The 17,988-nt window shown below is 58.1% G+C and carries 23 protein-coding genes; 15 read left to right on the top strand and 8 right to left on the bottom strand.

From position 1 onward, the window contains the following. Window positions 1-74: 74 nt before the first annotated feature. Window positions 75-827: a carbonic anhydrase gene (locus tag AC1RS8_RS24350; RefSeq protein ID WP_090454249.1), complete on the bottom strand. Its 753-nt coding sequence runs from the start codon at window positions 825-827 to the stop codon at window positions 75-77. A 203-nt stretch (window positions 828-1,030) separates the two neighbouring features. On the opposite strand from AC1RS8_RS24350, the gene AC1RS8_RS24345 reads away from it, so the two are divergent. After that, complete coding sequence (locus AC1RS8_RS24345; protein ID WP_057715552.1) at window positions 1,031-1,486, top strand: DUF2214 family protein; 456 nt, start codon at window positions 1,031-1,033, stop codon at window positions 1,484-1,486. Window positions 1,487-1,671: 185 nt separating this feature from the next. Here the strand turns inward: AC1RS8_RS24345 and csrA are convergent, their stop codons facing one another. Further along, window positions 1,672-1,863, bottom strand: coding sequence for a carbon storage regulator CsrA (csrA, locus tag AC1RS8_RS24340; RefSeq protein ID WP_007975691.1), 192 nt, complete (start codon window positions 1,861-1,863; stop codon window positions 1,672-1,674). 250 nt (window positions 1,864-2,113) lie between these two features. On the opposite strand from csrA, the gene AC1RS8_RS24335 reads away from it, so the two are divergent. After that, a complete protein-coding gene (locus tag AC1RS8_RS24335) occupies window positions 2,114-2,479 on the top strand; it encodes a hypothetical protein (RefSeq protein ID WP_057715551.1) in 366 nt (121 codons plus the stop codon). Window positions 2,480-2,562: 83 nt separating this feature from the next. Here the strand turns inward: AC1RS8_RS24335 and AC1RS8_RS24330 are convergent, their stop codons facing one another. The 3 genes from AC1RS8_RS24330 to AC1RS8_RS24320 form a co-directional block, all read right to left on the bottom strand. Then, the gene (locus AC1RS8_RS24330) at window positions 2,563-3,252 is read right to left on the bottom strand and encodes an endonuclease (protein ID WP_057715550.1); all 690 of its coding nucleotides are present in this window, start codon (window positions 3,250-3,252) and stop codon (window positions 2,563-2,565) included. 4 nt (window positions 3,253-3,256) lie between these two features. After that, complete coding sequence (locus tag AC1RS8_RS24325; RefSeq protein WP_046041595.1) at window positions 3,257-3,526, bottom strand: DUF1654 domain-containing protein; 270 nt, start codon at window positions 3,524-3,526, stop codon at window positions 3,257-3,259. A 182-nt stretch (window positions 3,527-3,708) separates the two neighbouring features. Next, window positions 3,709-4,797: an asparaginase gene (locus AC1RS8_RS24320; protein ID WP_057715549.1), complete on the bottom strand. Its 1,089-nt coding sequence runs from the start codon at window positions 4,795-4,797 to the stop codon at window positions 3,709-3,711. Between the two features lie 350 nt (window positions 4,798-5,147). Here AC1RS8_RS24320 and AC1RS8_RS24315 point away from each other — a divergent pair, with 350 nt between their 5' ends. The 8 genes from AC1RS8_RS24315 to AC1RS8_RS24280 all read left to right on the top strand — a co-directional run bounded on the left by AC1RS8_RS24315 (window position 5,148) and on the right by AC1RS8_RS24280 (window position 12,829). Continuing rightward, window positions 5,148-5,609: a hypothetical protein gene (locus tag AC1RS8_RS24315; RefSeq protein ID WP_489340149.1), complete on the top strand. Its 462-nt coding sequence runs from the start codon at window positions 5,148-5,150 to the stop codon at window positions 5,607-5,609. 192 nt (window positions 5,610-5,801) lie between these two features. Continuing rightward, window positions 5,802-6,758, top strand: coding sequence for a sugar ABC transporter substrate-binding protein (locus AC1RS8_RS24310; RefSeq protein WP_057715547.1), 957 nt, complete (start codon window positions 5,802-5,804; stop codon window positions 6,756-6,758). Between the two features lie 55 nt (window positions 6,759-6,813). Beyond that, complete coding sequence (locus tag AC1RS8_RS24305) at window positions 6,814-8,367, top strand: sugar ABC transporter ATP-binding protein (protein ID WP_493163833.1); 1,554 nt, start codon at window positions 6,814-6,816, stop codon at window positions 8,365-8,367. Continuing rightward, on the top strand, window positions 8,364-9,341 hold the full coding sequence (locus AC1RS8_RS24300; RefSeq protein WP_489340151.1) for an ABC transporter permease: 978 nt from the start codon (window positions 8,364-8,366) through the stop codon (window positions 9,339-9,341). The genes AC1RS8_RS24305 and AC1RS8_RS24300 overlap by 4 nt, the downstream gene beginning before the upstream one ends. Window positions 9,342-9,344: 3 nt before the next feature. Continuing rightward, a complete protein-coding gene (locus AC1RS8_RS24295; RefSeq protein ID WP_218496533.1) occupies window positions 9,345-10,364 on the top strand; it encodes a LacI family DNA-binding transcriptional regulator in 1,020 nt (339 codons plus the stop codon). 74 nt (window positions 10,365-10,438) lie between these two features. Beyond that, on the top strand, window positions 10,439-11,356 hold the full coding sequence (gene rbsK / locus AC1RS8_RS24290) for a ribokinase (RefSeq protein ID WP_489340152.1): 918 nt from the start codon (window positions 10,439-10,441) through the stop codon (window positions 11,354-11,356). Continuing rightward, a complete protein-coding gene (gene rbsD, locus AC1RS8_RS24285) occupies window positions 11,353-11,757 on the top strand; it encodes a D-ribose pyranase (RefSeq protein WP_489340153.1) in 405 nt (134 codons plus the stop codon). Before rbsK ends, rbsD begins: the two co-directional genes overlap by 4 nt. A gap of 64 nt (window positions 11,758-11,821) precedes the next feature. Beyond that, the gene (locus AC1RS8_RS24280; protein ID WP_489340612.1) at window positions 11,822-12,829 is read left to right on the top strand and encodes a nucleoside hydrolase; all 1,008 of its coding nucleotides are present in this window, start codon (window positions 11,822-11,824) and stop codon (window positions 12,827-12,829) included. A gap of 33 nt (window positions 12,830-12,862) precedes the next feature. Here the strand turns inward: AC1RS8_RS24280 and AC1RS8_RS24275 are convergent, their stop codons facing one another. Continuing rightward, complete coding sequence (locus AC1RS8_RS24275; RefSeq protein WP_489340154.1) at window positions 12,863-13,075, bottom strand: hypothetical protein; 213 nt, start codon at window positions 13,073-13,075, stop codon at window positions 12,863-12,865. 132 nt (window positions 13,076-13,207) lie between these two features. On the opposite strand from AC1RS8_RS24275, the gene AC1RS8_RS24270 reads away from it, so the two are divergent. Beyond that, window positions 13,208-13,513 carry a hypothetical protein gene (locus AC1RS8_RS24270; RefSeq protein WP_007975706.1) on the top strand — a complete coding sequence of 102 codons (306 nt, stop codon included), beginning with the start codon at window positions 13,208-13,210 and terminating at the stop codon, window positions 13,511-13,513. A gap of 165 nt (window positions 13,514-13,678) precedes the next feature. Next, a complete protein-coding gene (locus tag AC1RS8_RS24265; protein WP_008047240.1) occupies window positions 13,679-13,999 on the top strand; it encodes an I78 family peptidase inhibitor in 321 nt (106 codons plus the stop codon). A 70-nt stretch (window positions 14,000-14,069) separates the two neighbouring features. On the opposite strand, the gene AC1RS8_RS24260 is transcribed toward AC1RS8_RS24265, so the two are convergent. Beyond that, window positions 14,070-14,282 carry a cold-shock protein gene (locus tag AC1RS8_RS24260; protein ID WP_003179963.1) on the bottom strand — a complete coding sequence of 71 codons (213 nt, stop codon included), beginning with the start codon at window positions 14,280-14,282 and terminating at the stop codon, window positions 14,070-14,072. A gap of 292 nt (window positions 14,283-14,574) precedes the next feature. After that, complete coding sequence (locus AC1RS8_RS24255; RefSeq protein ID WP_090454261.1) at window positions 14,575-14,877, bottom strand: hypothetical protein; 303 nt, start codon at window positions 14,875-14,877, stop codon at window positions 14,575-14,577. Between the two features lie 375 nt (window positions 14,878-15,252). On the opposite strand from AC1RS8_RS24255, the gene thrS reads away from it, so the two are divergent. Genes thrS through rpmI form a run of 3 tightly spaced genes read left to right on the top strand, consistent with a single transcriptional unit; the run spans window position 15,253 to window position 17,981 of the window. Further along, the gene (thrS, locus tag AC1RS8_RS24250; RefSeq protein ID WP_090454263.1) at window positions 15,253-17,175 is read left to right on the top strand and encodes a threonine--tRNA ligase; all 1,923 of its coding nucleotides are present in this window, start codon (window positions 15,253-15,255) and stop codon (window positions 17,173-17,175) included. After that, window positions 17,175-17,726, top strand: a complete 552-nt coding sequence (infC, locus tag AC1RS8_RS24245) for a translation initiation factor IF-3 (RefSeq protein ID WP_172435703.1) — start codon at window positions 17,175-17,177, stop codon at window positions 17,724-17,726. The genes thrS and infC overlap by 1 nt, the downstream gene beginning before the upstream one ends. 60 nt (window positions 17,727-17,786) lie before the next feature. Then, window positions 17,787-17,981, top strand: coding sequence for a 50S ribosomal protein L35 (gene rpmI / locus AC1RS8_RS24240; RefSeq protein WP_002553160.1), 195 nt, complete (start codon window positions 17,787-17,789; stop codon window positions 17,979-17,981). Window positions 17,982-17,988 lie beyond the last annotated feature (7 nt).

The following is a 17,988-nucleotide window of genomic DNA, read 5'->3' as shown; positions in this document are numbered from 1 at the left end:
CAGAGCCCAGCCGTCGCGCTGGGCTCTTTGCATGCGGGGTCATGCACCGATGCTGGGGGCGTGCGCATTTCGGATCAGACGATCAACTCCACCTTGCCGCTCGCCAGGCGATAGATACCGCCCACGATCTTGAGCGCGCCTTTGCTCTGCGCATCAGTCAGCAATGGCGAGGCCTGTTTCAGGCTGTTGACCGAATTTTTGACGTTTTGCGCGGTGGCGTTTTCCATCAGGTTCCCCGGCTGCTTGAGTACTGCCTCGACTGCCGACTTGAGTGCGTCAGTCAGTTTCGGGATATGACCGGGGAAAATCGTCTGATCCTTGACCGCCTTGATACCGGCCTCGATGGCACCGCAACTCTCATGCCCGAGTACGAGAATCAGCGGGGCGCCCAGTACGGCAACCCCGTATTCAAGACTGGCCAAGCCTTCCGGCGTAACGAAGTTGCCCGCGACGCGGATGGAGAAAAGATCGCCGCGCGCGGTGTCGAACGCATATTCCGGGGCGATCCTCGAGTCAGAGCAACTCAGCACGGCCACGAACGGATTTTGGCCGGACACCAAGGCCTCTCGCTCTGCCTTGAAATCGTGCGTCGTGGAAGTGCCACCTACATATCGTGCATTGCCCTCCATCAGTCTTTTCAACGCCATGTCGGGACTGATTACGTTTTGAGGTTTGGGTGGGGCTGACGCTTTTTCAGCTGCCTGGATGATCTTACCGGGCAGTGTGCCGGTCAGCAGCAGGGCGCCTGCGCTCAATCCGGCAAATTGAAGAAAACGACGACGGCCTGTTGTGTTTGAAGCAGAGCTTGAATCACATGATTTACACATGATTTTGTTTACTCAGTTCAATGGGGTGAGAGTGAGTTGCTGTTGGGGCGGGTACTGCCACGGACGCTCAATACCGGCGCAGTGGAGTCTAGTAGGTCTGTCATATTGTGTTCCGGGCATTGTCTGCGGATGGCGTGCACGCAGCCATTTCATGGGCTACTACTGACAGGCTCATACAACTTCGACCTGGCAGGAGTTTCTCGATGCTGACTCAATGGTTTCTGGCGGCGGTTCATCTTCTGGCATTTGCCTTGGGATTCTGGGCGGTATTGGTTCGAGGCACGGCTTTTCGGCGTTTGGCCGATGGCGCCACAGAGGTGCGCAGTGTTTTGATGGCGGACAATATCTGGGGTATTTCAGCTGTCGTTTTATTGATCAGTGGCGGGATGCGAGCCTTTGGCGGGTACGAGAAGGGCGCGGACTATTACCTGCATCAGCCGCTGTTTCATCTGAAGATGACGCTGTTCGTCCTGATCTTGTTGCTGGAGATTGCGCCGATGGTGACGCTGATCAAATGGCGGATAGCGCTTGCCCGTAAAGTGGCGATCGATACCGGCCGTGCGAAGCTGTTTGCACGGATCAGTCATATCGAGGCGCTGCTGGTGTTGCTGATGGTGGTGGCAGCGACTGGCATGGCGCGAGGCGTGATGCTTGGTTGACTGCGCAGTGAACGCATCCTTCCCTGGGGTAAACCAGAAAAGTCTGACAGCAAAAGGATGGAGCTTGCCGCTAGTATCGGCCCCAGGGGTTTGGGTGGGGGTGAAAGCGCAGGGCGATGGGGTGCTGAATCTTTAGCCAGCCGTAATTCCGGACTGAACGGGCTGGCTACTGACTGCAACAGGATTCAGGATTGCGGCTTTTCCGGGGCGGTCAGGCCGGCCTGAATGCGCTGGTAAATTTCTTCACGATGCACTGCAACGTCCTTCGGAGCGTTGATGCCGATCCTGACTTGCTGGCCGCTTACGCCCAGGATGGTGATCGTAATGTCATCACCAATGTTTATGCTTTCACCGACTTTGCGGGTGAGTATCAGCATGGTCTTCTCCTTGATTGCTTTGTGGGGCACCTGATTCGGACAGTGCAGAGGTCGGTGGTATGTATAGATTAGTGCGAAGTCTCGTGGTTTGGGTGCCTCTTTCTGACGCGCAGATGTGGCATTAATTCCCAAGGCGTAACTATACAGAGGCCGCAATCATCAATCTCGTTGTTTTGAGCCCATTTTACGGCACTCGTGAAGTATTCATGGGTGTTAAAATCGCCGCTTTATGCATTTGGAGGGAAGCGTCGTGCGCAAAATGGTTTTGATCATCGCGATATTGGCACTGGCGGGATGTGGCGAGGGCAGCCGTGTGGATGCGCCGAAGCCCAAGCCGGCCATGGCTGCCGTACCCGCGCCAGTGTCCGGTCCGCAATGGGATCTTGAAGTGCGAGGTGAAACCCCTCAGGCGGTCAGTGATCTGAGTGGCTGGCTGATCGAGCACAGTTTCATGTCCAGTGTCGTCAAGGAGAATGGCAATACCCGAATCCTGGTGGGGCCATTCAATTCGAAAGCCGAAGCCGAAGCCAAACAGGATGAAGTTCGCGCGGCACTCACTCGCGCGAAGAAACAGAACATCGAATTGCTGGTGCTTGAGCGTCCAGCCGCTCAATAACGTAGCGCAGACGTTGAAGAAACAAAAAAGGCCTCGGGCGTTTAGCACCGGGGCCTTTTTTGTTTTAGTGTCCCGTCCTGGATTCAGCCGCAGGCCTTCATGTCTACCGGGCCGACGAACTCGTTGCCGCGCCCCATGACGCACCCCACGCTCTGATTGCGTTGGCGTTCCCAGGCCTGTACCGGATAGGTCTTGTCCCAGGCTTCGTACAGTTGTCGATCCTGTTTCGACAGGCGCAAGCCATACTGCTTGCTCATGTAGAAGTAGGTCCGGGCGATCATGCCGCGAATGGAAGGGCGGGGCATGACTTTCTTGGCCTTGAAGTCGACCTGGGTCAGGCAGGAACCATATTGCCCCGACTGCTCGGGCAGCCAGCCAAAGCTGAAGTTGCTGCGATCGCCATTGACCTCGCCAATGCTGGGCACCAGGTTGTGCAAATCAGCCTCGGCCTTCTGGTAAACCGGGTCGTAGCGGGTGCAGTTCTTGCGACCGCCCTCTTGCCAGCACTGGCGTTGATGGCCGATTTGCCAGGCCGGAACAATATGCTCCCACTCGATGCGGGATGCGCGCTTGGCATTTTTACGTGGCACATAACCGCAGGCTTCAAGGTTCACCCGGTTGCCGGTGTACTTGCAGCCACAGTAAAACTCGGTGGACTGGGGCGCGTAGAGCTTCCAGGCGACCTTTTTCGCTTCGGTAAAAGTGCGCGGCGCGTCGGCCTGCGCCCCCATGACAAAAAACAGAAACAGCAAAGCAAACCAGCGGACACTCATCGACTCAATCTTCCTTCGGCACAACCCAGAAAATCTGCACACCGCCATCGTCGCGATAGGCGAGGGTGACGTTGTCGTTTTCGTCTATTTCTTCCAGTAAGCGTTCCCATTCATCCACCGGCTCGTCGGGAAGGCGGAAGATCAACGCTGCCCTGGCTTTTTGTGCGGTAGGGGAGTTGATGATTTTCTGAACGCGCAGGCCCATGCGTACATAGGTGTCGGGAGAGGCTGAGGTGGTGTCCACGGAATTATCCTTATTAAGCTGTACGTGCATACAGTATTTAACTGTAGGCCATTTCGCAACTGCTTAAAAACCAAGAAAATCCTCTGACAGCGATTTGTTCCGTTTGGCGTAAGGCGAAGGGAGTTTTTTTGTAAGATCCGCGGCAGCCACTCGCCAAGGCTGGCGAATGGCGCACGGGGGTGCCCAACCGGACCCGGTCGGGCGAGGGCGAATCAGTATTCCCAGAACATCCGTTGCAGCTCTTTGCTGTCATTGGTTTTGGTCAACGCGACCATCGCCAGGACCCGGGCTTTTTGTGGATTCAGGTCGTTGGCCACGACCCAGTCGTATTTATCGTCAGGCTGTTCGGCGTTGCGCAGTACAAAACCGCCGGCGTTGACATGGGAGGAACGAATGATCTGCACGCCATCCTTGCGCAGGGCTTGCAGGGCGGGCACCACTCGCGACGATACCGAGCCATTGCCGGTGCCGGCGTGGATGATGGCTTTGGCGCCGGACTGAGCCAGGGCCTTGTAGGCGGTGTCGCTGACGTTGCCATAGGAATAGGCGATCTCGACGTCAGGCAGGCTCTTGATGGTCTTGATGTCGAATTCGGAATCCATGGTGTGACGCTTGGCCGGCAGGCGGTACCAGTAGGATTTGCCTTCTACCACCATGCCCAGCGGACCCCAGGCGCTTTTAAACGCTTCGGTCTTGATGTTGATCATTTTGCTGACATCGCGACCCGACTGGATTTCGTCATTCATGGTCACCAGTACACCTTTGCCTCGCGCGTCTTTGCTGCTGGCCACGGCCACCGCGTTGTACAGGTTCAGCATGCCATCGGCGGACATTGCGGTGCCTGGGCGCATGGAACCCACGACGATGATCGGCTTCTCGGTTTTTTCCACCAGGTTGAGGAAGTACGCCGTTTCTTCCAGGGTGTCGGTGCCGTGGGTGATCACGATGCCATCGACGTCTTTGCTATCGGCCAGCTCGGCTACGCGGCGACCCAGTTGCAGCAGGTTTTCGTTGGTGATGCTTTCGGAGGCGATTTGCATGACCTGTTCGCCGCGAACGTTAGCCAATTGGCTCAGTTCAGGAACGCCGGCGATCAACTGTTCAATGCCGACTTTCGCCGCTTGATAGGTTGCGCTATTGGCGGCGCTGGCCCCCGCGCCGGCAATGGTACCGCCGGTGGCGAGGATCACCACGTTGGCCAGTTTTTGTTGGGTTTCGGCTTCTTTGGCCTGAAGGGCAGTGGGTAGAAGCAACAGCAGGGCCAAGGCGCCCGGAACGAAGGTCTTGAGTGCAGATGTCATTATTTTTCTCTTCTAGTTGTGAGACGGTGCGGATGCAGGTTCATCTAGATACGCCCCGGGCGAATCTGAACGCCGGGGGTGTGAGGGGAAGAGCAGGATCTGTACCAGTAATACGCTGAATCGAAAAACACGCCTAAGTTAATGATTTGTAACGGTATTGCTGTTTGTGTCCAGAGCGGTTTCGAGGCTGGGCGTCCGGAATGCCGAACATGTTTAACTTTCGCGTTCGGCTCTCCGAAACGGATCGCGGTCTTGTTTAGGATTTAAACGGGTCAAATCATCCGTCATGACTAAAGAAACGCCCGAGCCGGTCGATGCTCCTTCAAGGGATTTTTTCTTCAGGAGTTCACATGTCGTTATCTGTTGGCATTCCCAATGCCGCCGGCATCACCATCGCTGGCAAATCGGCCACCACCCTTCGTGCCTTGAGCGACGCAGCCGCTGATTCGGCTGCTCGAGCGCCGGGTGCAAAGGAAAGCGATGGCAACCAGGTCAAGACGGGCCCGGTAGGTCTGGGGGAGGGTGCCGGCGTAAAGGCCGAATCGGAAGCCAGCGATAACACCAGCGTTGCGGTGAAGGTCTTGCTCAAGCGTCTGAAGGAATTGCAGCAGCAATTGCGCGAGCAACAGCAGCAACTGGCACAAGCCCAGGCAGCGTCCTATCCAACCCCGGAAGCCAAGACCACAGCAGTAGCAGCCATACAGGGGCAAGTTGCCGACACCAACGGCGCCATCTTGCAAGTGAGTGCGAGCCTGATCAAGGAAATGACCAAGGGTTCTGGCACGGGATCGGTGGTCAATACCACGGCATAGCTGAATGCCGTTTTTCGCCAAACATAGCTGAAAGCGCTTTTTCAGGTCGTTGACAAATACCGGCAGGGTTCGCATAGTTTGGTTCACGCAAACGTTTGCGCGGCTCCAATGATGGCTTTTCATCGCGGCGGGCCGTGAAGCTTACGCCAGCGCAAGCGTTGCTCACAATAATCATAAGATCGGAGTGAACCCATGAAGCTGCCATTCGCTGGACGTCTTCTCGCTGTCGCTATGTTGGCTGCTGCATCCGCTGCATTGCCTGTCTCTTCGGCTTTTGCTGAAACCACTGAAAAACCGAAAGTCGCTCTGGTCATGAAATCCCTGGCCAACGAGTTCTTCCTGACAATGGAGGACGGCGCCAAGGCCTACCAGAAAGATCACTCCGGCGAATTCGACCTCATCTCCAACGGCATCAAGGATGAAACCGACACCGCAGGCCAGACGCGTATCGTCGAGCAGATGATCCTGGCCAAGGTCAATGCACTGGTGATTGCGCCGGCAGACTCCAAGGCCATGGTCCCGGTGATCAAGAAAGCCATCGATGCCGGTATCACCGTGATCAACATCGACAACCAGCTGGACCCCGCCGTCGTCAAAAGCAAAAACATCAATGTTCCGTTCGTAGGCCCGGACAATCGCAAGGGCGCACGGCTGGTGGGGGACTACCTGGCCAAACAGCTGAAGGCCGGTGACGAAGTCGGCATCATCGAAGGTGTGTCCACCACCACCAATGCCCAGCAGCGGACTGCAGGTTTCAAGGATGCGATGGAGGCGGCGCAGATCAAGGTCGTGTCCCTGCAATCCGGAGACTGGGAGATCGACAAGGGCAACAAGGTAGCCGCGTCGATTCTCAGCGAATACCCGCAAACCAAGGCCCTGTTGGCCGGCAACGACAGCATGGCGGTCGGTGCGGTGTCTGCGGTGCGCGCCGCGGGCAAGGCCGGCAAGGTGCAGGTGGTCGGCTACGACAACATCAACGCCATCCAGCCTATGCTCAAGGATGGTCGCGTGCTGGCCACTGCGGACCAGTTCGCGGCTAAACAGGCGGTGTTCGGCATCGAGACTGCATTGAAGATTCTCAAGGGCGAGAAGGTCGACGGCGGCGCCAACGGCGTGATCGAAACGCCGGTAGAACTGGTCACCAAGTAGCCTTCTGGCGACGTAACGGCGCTCGTCCAGCCGGACGGGCGCATGGAGAGTTTTTATGTCAGTTTGCGCTCCGAACGCTGTCCTTTCGGTCAGTGGTATCGGCAAGACTTACGCCCAACCGGTCCTGGCCGGCATCGACCTGACGCTCATGCGCGGGGAGGTGCTGGCGCTGACCGGTGAGAACGGTGCGGGCAAAAGCACGCTTTCGAAGATTATTGGCGGGTTGGTCACGCCGACCACCGGCCAGATGCAGTATCAGGGGCAGGACTATCGTCCGGGTAGCCGGGCTCAGGCTGAAGCGCTGGGTATCCGCATGGTCATGCAGGAACTCAATCTGCTGCCGACCCTGTCGGTGGCGGAAAACCTGTTTCTCGACAACTTGCCCAGCAAGGGCGGCTGGATCAGTCGCAAGCAGTTGCGCAAGGCCGCCATCGAGGCCATGGCTCATGTCGGGCTAGACGCCATTGACCCGGACACCCTGGTCGGCGAGCTGGGCATCGGCCACCAGCAAATGGTGGAGATCGCCCGCAACCTGATTGGCGATTGTCATGTGCTGATTCTCGACGAGCCGACCGCGATGCTCACTGCCCGTGAAGTCGAAATGCTGTTCGAGCAGATCACCCGCCTGCAGGCTCGCGGCGTATCGATCATCTACATCTCCCATCGTCTCGAAGAGTTGGCGCGGGTCACGCAACGCATTGCCGTGCTGCGCGACGGCAACCTGGTCTGTGTCGAGCCGATGGCCAACTACAACAGCGAGCAATTGGTCACGCTGATGGTCGGCCGCGAGCTTGGCGAACATATCGATATGGGGGCGCGCAAGATCGGCGCTCCGGTGTTGACGGTCAAGGGCCTGAGCCGGTCCGACAAGGTTCGCGACGTGTCGTTCGAAGTCCGTGCCGGAGAGATTTTCGGGATTTCCGGTTTGATCGGCGCGGGGCGCACTGAATTGCTGCGTCTGATCTTCGGTGCGGATATCGCCGACAGCGGCACGATTGCCCTGGGGGCGCCGGCGCAGGTCATCAATGTGCGTTCGCCAGTGGATGCGGTCGGGCATGGCATCGCGTTGATCACTGAAGATCGCAAGGGCGAAGGCCTTTTGTTGACGCAGTCGATCGGCGCCAATATCGCCTTGGGCAACATGCCCTTCATCTCCAGCGCGGGCTTTGTCGACAACGATGGCGAAAGCGCCCTGGCCCAGCGTCAGATCGACGCCATGCGCATTCGCAGTTCCGGTCCGGCACAACTGGTGTCCGAGCTGTCCGGCGGCAATCAGCAGAAAGTCGTCATCGGCCGTTGGCTGGAGCGCGATTGCTCGGTGTTGCTGTTCGACGAGCCGACCCGCGGCATCGACGTCGGCGCCAAGTTCGATATCTACAACCTGCTCGGTGAGTTGACCCGCCAGGGCAAGGCTCTGGTGGTGGTCTCCAGCGACTTGCGCGAGCTGATGCTGATCTGCGACCGGATCGGCGTGCTGTCGGCAGGAAGCCTGATCGATACCTTCGATCGCGACAGCTGGACCCAGGATGAGTTGCTCGCCGCTGCTTTCGCCGGCTACCAAAAACGTGATGCGCAGCTCGTTGAAGCCGCGCCTAGGGATCTTCCATGAATACCGCTTCTTACGCCGGAAAACGCAGTGGCAACTTCTACGGCCTGGGCACCTATCTGGGGCTGGCGGGTGCCTTGTTGGCGATGATCGTTCTGTTCTCGGTGCTGAGCAGTCACTTCCTGTCGTACGATACTTTCAGCACCTTGGCCAACCAGATTCCGGACCTGATGGTGCTGGCGGTCGGCATGACCTTTGTTTTGATCATCGGTGGCATCGACCTGTCGGTAGGCTCGGTGCTGGCGCTGGCGGCCTCGACCGTGAGCGTGGCGATTCTTGGGTGGGGCTGGGGCGTGCTGCCGGCGGCCCTGCTGGGCATGGCCGTCGCGGCGCTCGCCGGTACCATCACCGGTTCGATCACTGTGGCGTGGCGGATACCATCATTCATCGTGTCCCTGGGCGTGCTGGAAATGGCTCGCGGTGTGGCGTACCAGATGACCGGTTCGCGTACGGCCTACATCGGCGATGCGTTCGCCTGGCTGTCCAATCCGATTGCCTTCGGCATTTCGCCGTCGTTCATCATTGCGTTGCTGATCATTTTCGTCGCCCAGGCCGTGTTGACCCGCACGGTCTTCGGTCGCTACCTGATCGGTATCGGCACCAACGAAGAGGCCGTGCGGCTGGCGGGGATCAATCCAAAGCCTTACAAAATCCTGGTCTTCAGCCTGATGGGGTTGCTGGCCGGCGTTGCCGCGTTGTTCCAGATTTCTCGCCTGGAAGCCGCCGACCCGAATGCTGGCTCCGGTCTTGAATTGCAGGTGATCGCGGCCGTTGTGATCGGCGGGACCAGCCTGATGGGCGGGCGCGGCTCGGTGATCAGCACGTTTTTTGGCGTCCTGATTATTTCCGTGCTGGCCGCGGGGCTGGCGCAGATCGGGGCAACCGAACCGACCAAGCGCATCATTACCGGTGCGGTGATCGTGGTGGCGGTGGTGCTGGATACTTATCGCAGTCAACGCGCAAGCCGGCGGACCTGAGTCATGGCGACTATCAAAGATGTGGCAGCCCTTGCCGGCATTTCCTACACCACGGTTTCCCATGTGGTGAACAAGACCCGCCCGGTCAGTGAAGAGGTGCGGATCAAGGTCGAGGCGGCGATCCAGACCCTCGACTACGTCCCCAGCGCCGTGGCCCGTTCGCTCAAGGCCAAGACCACGGCGACCATCGGCCTGTTGGTGCCCAACAGTCTCAACCCGTATTTCGCCGAACTGGCCCGGGGTATCGAGGATTACTGCGAGCGAAACGGCTACTGCGTCATCCTGTGCAACTCCGACGACAATCCGGACAAGCAGCGCAGCTACCTGCGTGTGCTGCTGGAAAAACGCATCGACGGCCTGATCGTCGCCTCGGCCGGCGGCGACAGTGGCCTGGCACAAGGCCTGAAAGGCGTCCGCACGCCCATGGTGATCGTCGACCGCGGACTGGACGGTGTCGATGCGGACCTGGTGCGCATCGACCATGAATACGGCGCGTATCTGGCGACCCGGCACCTGTTGGAGTTGGGGCACCGGGATATCGCCACGATCAGCGGGCCGCAAAGCACCAGTGTGGCGCAGATGCGTCTGGCGGGTTATCGCAGGGCCTTGAAGGAGGCGGGCGTCGAAGTCTCTCCCGGGCGCATGCTGGAAAGCGATTTCACCAGCACCGGCGGTTACAGCGCTGCCGCGATTCTGCTGGAAAGCAATCCGCCTACCGCCGTTTTTGCGGCCAACGACATGATCGGCATCGGTGTGCTGAGGGCCGCCGCCGAGCGCAATATTCGCGTACCGAGCGAGTTGTCGGTGATCGGCTTCGACGATATCCAGATGAGTCGGTATGTCTACCCGTCGCTCACCACGGTCGGGCAATCGATCCTGCAGCTCGGCGAAATGGCTGCCGAAGTGCTTTTACGCCGAATCGCCACGCCGGGTCTGGCGACCGATCAGCGGATCGTGACGCCGAGTATCGTCATGCGTGAATCGACGGCGCCGCTGGCCGGCGTGTTTGCCCAATTCCGTTGAAACAAAAGGCCGTTGAAAACAGAAAGCCGCTGAATCAAAAGCGCCGCCGAAACAGAATCGATGAGTAGCAATGTATGTCAGCAAAAGTAGTGGTAATTGGCAGTTTGAACATGGACCTGGTGACCCGGGCCCCGCGCTTGCCCAAGGGCGGTGAAACGCTGATTGGTCAATCGTTTACCACCGTCTCCGGTGGCAAGGGTGCCAATCAGGCCGTGGCTGCGGCGCGGCTGGGAGCCCAGGTGTCGATGATCGGCTGCGTGGGCAATGACGCTTATGGTGAGGCACTGCGCGGGGCGCTGTTGGCCGAGCAGATCGATTGCCGGGCGGTGAGCACCGTTGACGGTTCCAGCGGCGTGGCGTTGATTGTGGTCGACGACAGCAGTCAGAACTCCATCGTGATCGTCCCCGGTGCCAACGGTGCATTGACCGCAGAAACCATTGACCGTTTTGATTCGGTGATCCGTGCGGCGGACGTGCTCATCTGTCAGCTGGAAGTGCCCGATGCGTCTGTTGGCCATGCGCTCAAGCGCGGCCGCGAGCTGGGCAAGACAGTCATCCTCAACCCGGCTCCGGCCAGCCGTCCGCTGCCATCGGACTGGTACGCGTCCATCGATTACCTGATTCCCAACGAAAGCGAAGCGTCGGCCCTGAGCGGTCTGTCAGTGGACTCCCTGGACACCGCACAAGCCGCGGCAACCCACCTGATTGCCCTGGGCGCCGGCAAGGTGATCATCACTCTCGGTGCGCAAGGTTCGCTGTTTGCCGATGGCCAACGCTTCGAACATTTCCCCGCGCCCGTGGTAAAGGCTGTGGATACCACGGCGGCCGGCGATACGTTCGTCGGCGGTTTCGCTGCGGCACTGGCGGCGGGTAACGATGAGGCGCAGGCGATCCGCTTCGGACAGGTGGCCGCGGCGCTGTCGGTCACCCGTGCCGGCGCGCAGCCTTCAATTCCCGCCTTGAGCGATGTACAGGCGTTTAAAACCCCATGAAAAAGACACCCCTGCTCAACATTGCGCTGTCGCGACTGATCGCTTCATTGGGACATGGCGACAGGGTCGTCATCGGGGATGCGGGGCTGCCGGTTCCTCCGGGCGTTGAATTGATCGACCTGGCCCTGACCCATGGCATTCCGGACTTTGTCAGCACCTTGAAGGTCGTGCTCAGTGAAATGCAGGTCGAAAGCCATGTGCTGGCTCAGGAAGTCTTCGATAAAAAGCCGTCGGCCCTGGTCGCGCTGGAAGACCTGAACGGCGAAGGCGCCTTGGGTCGGCGTGAGTTGCTCACCCATGAACAATTCAAGGTCCTGAGCCGACAAGCCAGGGCGATTGTTCGTACAGGCGAATGCCAGCCGTACTGCAACATTGTGCTGGTCGCCGGGGTTACGTTTTGACTGGCTGGCCGCGTTTTGATGTCCCTGGCACAAGGCGTGCGCCCCGCATCGCTATGCTCAGTAACTGCACCCACTGCTCCGGAGCCTGCTGCTTTTGACCCTGACGACCGCAACCAACGCCCAGGCGGCACCAAAGATCGACCTGATCATCGACACCGATCCGGGGGCTGACGACGTCGTTGCCCTGTTGTTCGCCCTGGCGTCGCCGGACGAACTGAATGTCCGGGCATTGACCACCGTTGCCGGCAACGTTCGCCTGGACAAGACCTCACGCAATGCGCGGCTGGCCCGGGAGTGGGCGGGGCGCGAAGAGGTGCCGGTCTATGCGGGGGCGCCCAGACCCCTGATGCGCACACCCATCTACGCCGAGGACATTCATGGCAAGGAAGGGTTGTCGGGCATTGACGTGCATGAGCCCAGGAAGGGGCTGGCCAAGGGCAGCGCCATCACCTATCTGATCGATACCTTGAAATCTGCCGAGCCCCACAGCATTACCATCGCCATGCTTGGCCCGCAGACCAACCTGGCCCTGGCGTTGATCCTGGAGCCGGGTATCGTTCAGGGGATCAAGGAAGTGGTGGTCATGGGCGGTGCGCACTTCAACGGCGGCAACATCACGCCGGTGGCCGAGTTCAACCTGTTCGCTGATCCGCAAGCGGCCGAAGTGGTGCTCAACAGTGGCGTGAAGCTGACCTACCTGCCGCTGGATGTGACCCACAAGATCCTTACCAGCGAAGCGCGCCTGAACCAGATTGCCGCGCTGAACAACAACGCCAGTCGTCTGGTGGGCAGTATTCTCAATGAGTACATCAAGGGCGACATGGAACACTACGGCCTTCCGGGCGGCCCGGTGCATGACGCCACGGTTGTCGCTTATCTGCTCAAGCCGCAATTGTTCAGAGGTCGTTCGGTCAACGTGATGGTCGACAGCCGCGAAGGACCGACCTTTGGACAAACCATCGTCGACTGGTATGACGGCTTGAAAGCGCCAAAGAACGCCTTCTGGGTAGAAAGCGGCGACGCCCAGGGCTTCTTCGATCTGCTGACCGAGCGCCTGGCTCGCCTGAAGTAAGCATCATCTCCCGCAGGTGCTTGTCTGCGGGTTTTACTCCCTCGTACTAATCGCTTCGGTCTTTTGGTCCGATAGGTGTTTCTCGAAAATCTGTTCGATGAACGATTGGGCGGCTTCGGTTCCAAGGTCCCTGACCAGAAGGTCGATACCGATAATGGCGAGCTCTTCCGTGCTGCTTGGGCTGTAGGAGCTGTGGCCGTCTTGCCACTTGGCCTTGATGGCAGCGTCGATGCTTACGGTGGTCATGATGGCACTCGGGAGGTCGGGGAAGTCTGAGTACCGAGTTAACCATTTTGCGAGGCTTTTGACACGTCGACTTAGGCATGAAGGGAGGGCTGTGCGACACTTGGTCTCTGACGAATATTCAAGGAACGCGCTGTGCAGATCGATTTGAACTCCCCGGATGGCCTGACCCTCGAGGCGGTGCGTCAGTTGCTGGCTGGCGCCAGTGACGATGAGCACACCCAGTTGCGGGTCACCAAGGGGGGCATTGCCTACATCTCCTCGGGTGTCGTGGGCGGTACCGATATCGACGGGTTGTTGTTCCGGCTCGAAACCTGGGCCAAGGGCTCCGGTTATGTCGGGCGGGTCGCGGCCAGCGATGAAGTCTGGGTCATGCAAATCTTCAATGCCTTGAAAGAGAACTGGCCCAATCCTCCTTACGACTACATCGACGTCTATTGAGCGTCGTTCATATTCAGTCACGATTCAGTGATTAAGGGCAGGGCGACGCTCAGGCAGAATCGCGGCTCGTCCGGATCATGGGCAGGGTGCCAGTGCTCCCTGTGAAACCAAACGCCAGTCTGGTTGTCGCACGATCTCAGCTTAATCATTGAATAAGGAGGCTTCATGCCTTGGAAGCTCGCGTCATTGGGTACTTTGTTGGCCGTTGCCACGCTGGCCGGTTGCAGCACTCCCTCTACGGAGTCGGCAACAACGGATGTTGCGACGACTGACACGGGTCACAGTCGCTGTGAGGCAAAGGCTGCCGAGTTCACCATCGGCAAACAGGCATCGCCGCAGCTGCTCGAGCAGGCGCGTACCCGTGCCGGGGCGCAAAGTGCACGGTTCCTGCTGCCAACCGATATGGTGACGCTGGAGTACCGTTCCGATCGCCTGAACCTGAACACCGATGCCAGCCGGGTAGTGACCCGCGTCAACTGCGGCTGATCGTTCGACTTTTGTTTCACCCATAAAAAACCCCGTCACATGGACGGGGTTTTTTTAGTGCGCCTGGAAATTACTCTGGGCGAACTTGAGCAGCTTGCATACCCTTTTGGCCTTTCTCAGCCACGAAGGAAACAGTCTGGCCTTCTTTCAGGCTTTTGAAACCGTCGCTTTCGATAGCTTTGAAGTGTACGAACAGGTCGTCACCGCCACCTTGAGGAGTGATGAAGCCGAAGCCTTTTTCATCGTTGAACCATTTAACGGTGCCGGTTTGGCGATTAGACATGGTGTATCTCCAAGAAACATATATTTTCAGTAGTACTGTGCTGCTCAGGCCAACTGGGCACACCCGAGTATCATAGTCGAAATGTTCGGTTTGGGAGCCCCCCGGACGCACTGTTTGCCAATCAGACGTTTTTTCTTTGTGTCCTTTAGCGGCTGAAAGCCCCGTTCTATAAGGCTTTCGGCCGAAAGTTAAGGCAATAAAAAAAGCTGAAAAACCTGAATAAATTGTACGAAAGGTCCTGTTTCAGCGGCTTTTTAACAGTATTTCAGGGGCTGAAAGCGTGGGGGCGGGCTTATTTTTGCTCTGTTTTGGTGGCCTTACAGGCTGCAATTTTGCTCAGTGCCTGCTGCTTCAATGTGTCGCTGGCCGTGTTGTTCATCAGGGCCTGAATGTCGGCGGCAGGGTACGATTTGATGGCATCGGCACCGCAGGCGCAGTGGGATTTTGCTGCCGGCGTACCAATCTTCTCGGCAGCGGCAGGAACGCACTGATCCATGTATTTCTGTCGTTCGCCTTTTGGCCATTCTGCATGGGCGGCCAGTGGCAGGAGGAGAATGACGGGGGCGACTACGGCGAATAAACGATTCAGACGCATGCTGAGATACTCCTTGTGGGTCAGATATCTTGTTATCTGAGGGCGATAGTGCGCTTCAAGTTCAGCACTCTGGCATAAAAACAGCCAATTTACCCTGCTGCAAAACCTGCGCACCGTGGCAACCGTTCATCTGTGCTAGCATGCGTGGCTCGGGCGTTTGCAGGCTCCGACGGACCTTCAGTCCCGGTGGCGGCAGATGCACGATTAACCCTGATTTGAATCCCAGTCACTCTGGTTCGGTTTCCCGGTTGGCCGCAAGGCTCCTGCCGCTGTAAGGCAGGCGTTCGTCATTGAACGGCCTGGACCGGATCTTGTACTGGCTCATCCCAACCCACGTGACCTTTGGTAGGGGTCACCACTAGGAGAGGAGGCGCCATGCCAACTATTACTCTTCCCGACGGCAGTCAACGTTCATTCGATCACCCGGTTTCCGTAGCCGAGGTCGCCGCATCCATCGGTGCAGGCCTGGCCAAGGCCACCGTTGCCGGCAAGGTCGATGGCAAGCTGGTCGACGCCAGCGACATCATCGACAGCGACGCGTCGCTGCAAATCATCACGCCAAAGGATGAAGAGGGGCTGGAGATCATTCGCCACTCTTGCGCCCACCTGGTTGGCCACGCGGTCAAGCAGTTGTACCCGACCGCCAAAATGGTCATCGGTCCGGTCATCGATGAAGGTTTCTATTACGACATCGCCTTCGAACGTCCTTTCACCCCGGACGACCTGGCGGCCATCGAACAGCGCATGCAGCAGCTGATCGAGAAAGATTACGACGTGATCAAGAAAGTCACTCCGCGCGCCGAAGTGATCGAAGTGTTCAAGGCCCGTGGCGAAGACTACAAGTTGCGCCTGGTCGAAGACATGCCGAACGAGCAGGCCATGGGCCTGTACTATCACGAAGAATACGTCGACATGTGCCGCGGTCCGCACGTGCCGAACACCCGCTTCCTGAAATCCTTCAAGCTGACCAAGCTGTCCGGTGCCTACTGGCGCGGCGATGCCAAGAACGAGCAATTGCAGCGCGTCTACGGCACCGCATGGGCGGACAAGAAGCAGCTGGCGGCTTACATCCAGCGCATCGAAGAAGCCGAAAAGCGCGACCATCGCAAGATCGGCAAGCGCCTGGGCCTGTTCCACACCCAGGAAGAGTCGCCGGGCATGGTGTTCTGGCATCCGAACGGCTGGACTTTGTACCAGGTGCTCGAGCAGTACATGCGCAAGGTTCAGCGCGACAATGGCTACCTGGAAATCAAGACGCCGCAAGTCGTTGACCGCAGCCTGTGGGAGAAATCCGGGCACTGGGCCAACTACGCCGACAACATGTTCACCACCCAGTCGGAAAATCGCGACTACGCGATCAAGCCAATGAACTGCCCTTGCCACGTGCAAGTGTTCAACCAGGGCCTGAAAAGCTACCGCGAACTGCCAATGCGCCTGGCAGAGTTTGGTGCGTGCCACCGTAACGAGCCATCGGGTGCCTTACACGGCATCATGCGCGTGCGCGCATTCACTCAGGACGACGCCCACATCTTCTGCACCGAAGAGCAGATGCAGGCCGAGTCCGCCGCGTTTATCAAGCTGACCATGGATGTCTACGCCGATTTCGGCTTTAAAGATGTCGAGATGAAGCTGTCCACTCGTCCGGAAAAACGCGTCGGGTCCGACGAGCTTTGGGATCGCGCCGAAGCTGCGCTGGCCGCAGCCCTTGATAGCGCGGGCCTGCCGTACGATCTGCAGCCGGGCGAGGGTGCGTTCTACGGTCCGAAGATCGAATTCTCGTTGAAAGATTGTCTCGGTCGCGTCTGGCAGTGTGGTACCCTGCAGCTCGATTTTAACCTGCCGGTCCGTCTGGGAGCCGAATTCGTCTCCGAAGACAACAGTCGCAAGCACCCGGTGATGTTGCACCGGGCGATCCTGGGGTCCTTCGAGCGTTTCGTCGGAATCCTGATCGAGCACTACGAGGGTGCATTCCCGGCGTGGCTTGCTCCGACCCAGGCAGTGGTGATGAATATCACTGACAAACAGGCTGATTTCGCCGCCGAGGTTGAAAAAACCCTCAACGAAAGCGGATTTCGTGCCAAGTCTGACTTGAGAAATGAAAAAATCGGCTTTAAAATCCGCGAGCATACTTTGCTCAAGGTTCCTTATCTCTTGGTTATCGGAGATCGGGAAGTCGAGATGCAGACTGTCGCTGTGCGTACTCGTGAAGGTGCTGACCTGGGCTCGATGCCCGTCGCCCAGTTCGCTGAGTTCCTCGCGCAAGCGGTTTCCCGGCGTGGTCGCCAAGATTCGGAGTAATTATTATTAAGCGTGAAATGAGACAAGATAAACGAACTGCACCGAAAGCCCCGATCAACGAGAATATCTCGGCACGCGAGGTTCGGTTAATTGGGGCTGAAGGTGAACAGCTCGGGATTGTGTCAATTGAAGACGCGCTTCTTAAGGCTGAAGAGGCCAAGCTGGATCTGGTGGAGATTTCCGCCGATGCAGTACCACCTGTTTGCAAACTGATGGACTACGGCAAATCGATCTTCGAAAAGAAGAAGCAGATTGCTGCGGCCAAGAAAAACCAGAAGCAGATTCAGGTTAAAGAAATCAAGTTTCGTCCAGGGACGGAGGAAGGGGATTACCAGGTAAAACTGCGCAACCTGGTACGTTTCCTGAGTGACGGGGACAGGGCCAAGGTATCCTTGCGATTCCGCGGCCGTGAGATGGCCCACCAGGAGCTGGGGATGGAACTCCTCAAGCGAGTTGAAGGTGACTTGCTCGAGTACGGTTCGGTCGAACAGCATCCTAAGATGGAAGGACGCCAGCTGATCATGGTCATCGCCCCGAAAAAGAAGAAGTAATCAACAGGGCACGGCAGGCCTTCTGATTATGTTTATCAACTGAATGCGGAGTATCCGAACATGCCAAAAATGAAGACCAAAAGTGGTGCTGCTAAGCGGTTTCTGAAAACTGCTAACGGTATCAAGCACAAGCACGCTTTCAAGAGCCACATCCTGACCAAAATGTCGACCAAGCGTAAGCGTCAACTGCGCGGTAGCAGCTTGCTGCATCCGTCTGACGTGGCAAAAGTCGAGCGCATGCTGCGCCTTCGTTAATTTTAGT

The sequence above is a fragment of the Pseudomonas sp. GW821-FHT12A04 genome (assembly GCF_058807755.1).
The sequence above is the reverse complement of the archived record's forward strand: the minus strand, read 5'-3'. Positions and strand labels throughout refer to the sequence as shown.

Coding starts and splice junctions, on each gene's coding strand:
- AC1RS8_RS24350 (WP_090454249.1), bottom strand. CDS start 827: ATGTGTAAATCATGTGATTCAAGCTCTGCTTCAAACACAACAGGCCGT.
- AC1RS8_RS24345 (WP_057715552.1), top strand. CDS start 1,031: ATGCTGACTCAATGGTTTCTGGCGGCGGTTCATCTTCTGGCATTTGCC.
- csrA (WP_007975691.1), bottom strand. CDS start 1,863: ATGCTGATACTCACCCGCAAAGTCGGTGAAAGCATAAACATTGGTGAT.
- AC1RS8_RS24330 (WP_057715550.1), bottom strand. CDS start 3,252: ATGAGTGTCCGCTGGTTTGCTTTGCTGTTTCTGTTTTTTGTCATGGGG.
- AC1RS8_RS24325 (WP_046041595.1), bottom strand. CDS start 3,526: ATGCACGTACAGCTTAATAAGGATAATTCCGTGGACACCACCTCAGCC.
- AC1RS8_RS24320 (WP_057715549.1), bottom strand. CDS start 4,797: ATGACATCTGCACTCAAGACCTTCGTTCCGGGCGCCTTGGCCCTGCTG.
- AC1RS8_RS24315 (WP_489340149.1), top strand. CDS start 5,148: ATGTCGTTATCTGTTGGCATTCCCAATGCCGCCGGCATCACCATCGCT.
- AC1RS8_RS24310 (WP_057715547.1), top strand. CDS start 5,802: ATGAAGCTGCCATTCGCTGGACGTCTTCTCGCTGTCGCTATGTTGGCT.
- AC1RS8_RS24305 (WP_493163833.1), top strand. CDS start 6,814: ATGTCAGTTTGCGCTCCGAACGCTGTCCTTTCGGTCAGTGGTATCGGC.
- AC1RS8_RS24300 (WP_489340151.1), top strand. CDS start 8,364: ATGAATACCGCTTCTTACGCCGGAAAACGCAGTGGCAACTTCTACGGC.
- AC1RS8_RS24295 (WP_218496533.1), top strand. CDS start 9,345: ATGGCGACTATCAAAGATGTGGCAGCCCTTGCCGGCATTTCCTACACC.
- rbsK (WP_489340152.1), top strand. CDS start 10,439: ATGTCAGCAAAAGTAGTGGTAATTGGCAGTTTGAACATGGACCTGGTG.
- rbsD (WP_489340153.1), top strand. CDS start 11,353: ATGAAAAAGACACCCCTGCTCAACATTGCGCTGTCGCGACTGATCGCT.
- AC1RS8_RS24275 (WP_489340154.1), bottom strand. CDS start 13,075: ATGACCACCGTAAGCATCGACGCTGCCATCAAGGCCAAGTGGCAAGAC.
- AC1RS8_RS24265 (WP_008047240.1), top strand. CDS start 13,679: ATGCCTTGGAAGCTCGCGTCATTGGGTACTTTGTTGGCCGTTGCCACG.
- AC1RS8_RS24260 (WP_003179963.1), bottom strand. CDS start 14,282: ATGTCTAATCGCCAAACCGGCACCGTTAAATGGTTCAACGATGAAAAA.
- AC1RS8_RS24255 (WP_090454261.1), bottom strand. CDS start 14,877: ATGCGTCTGAATCGTTTATTCGCCGTAGTCGCCCCCGTCATTCTCCTC.
- thrS (WP_090454263.1), top strand. CDS start 15,253: ATGCCAACTATTACTCTTCCCGACGGCAGTCAACGTTCATTCGATCAC.
- rpmI (WP_002553160.1), top strand. CDS start 17,787: ATGCCAAAAATGAAGACCAAAAGTGGTGCTGCTAAGCGGTTTCTGAAA.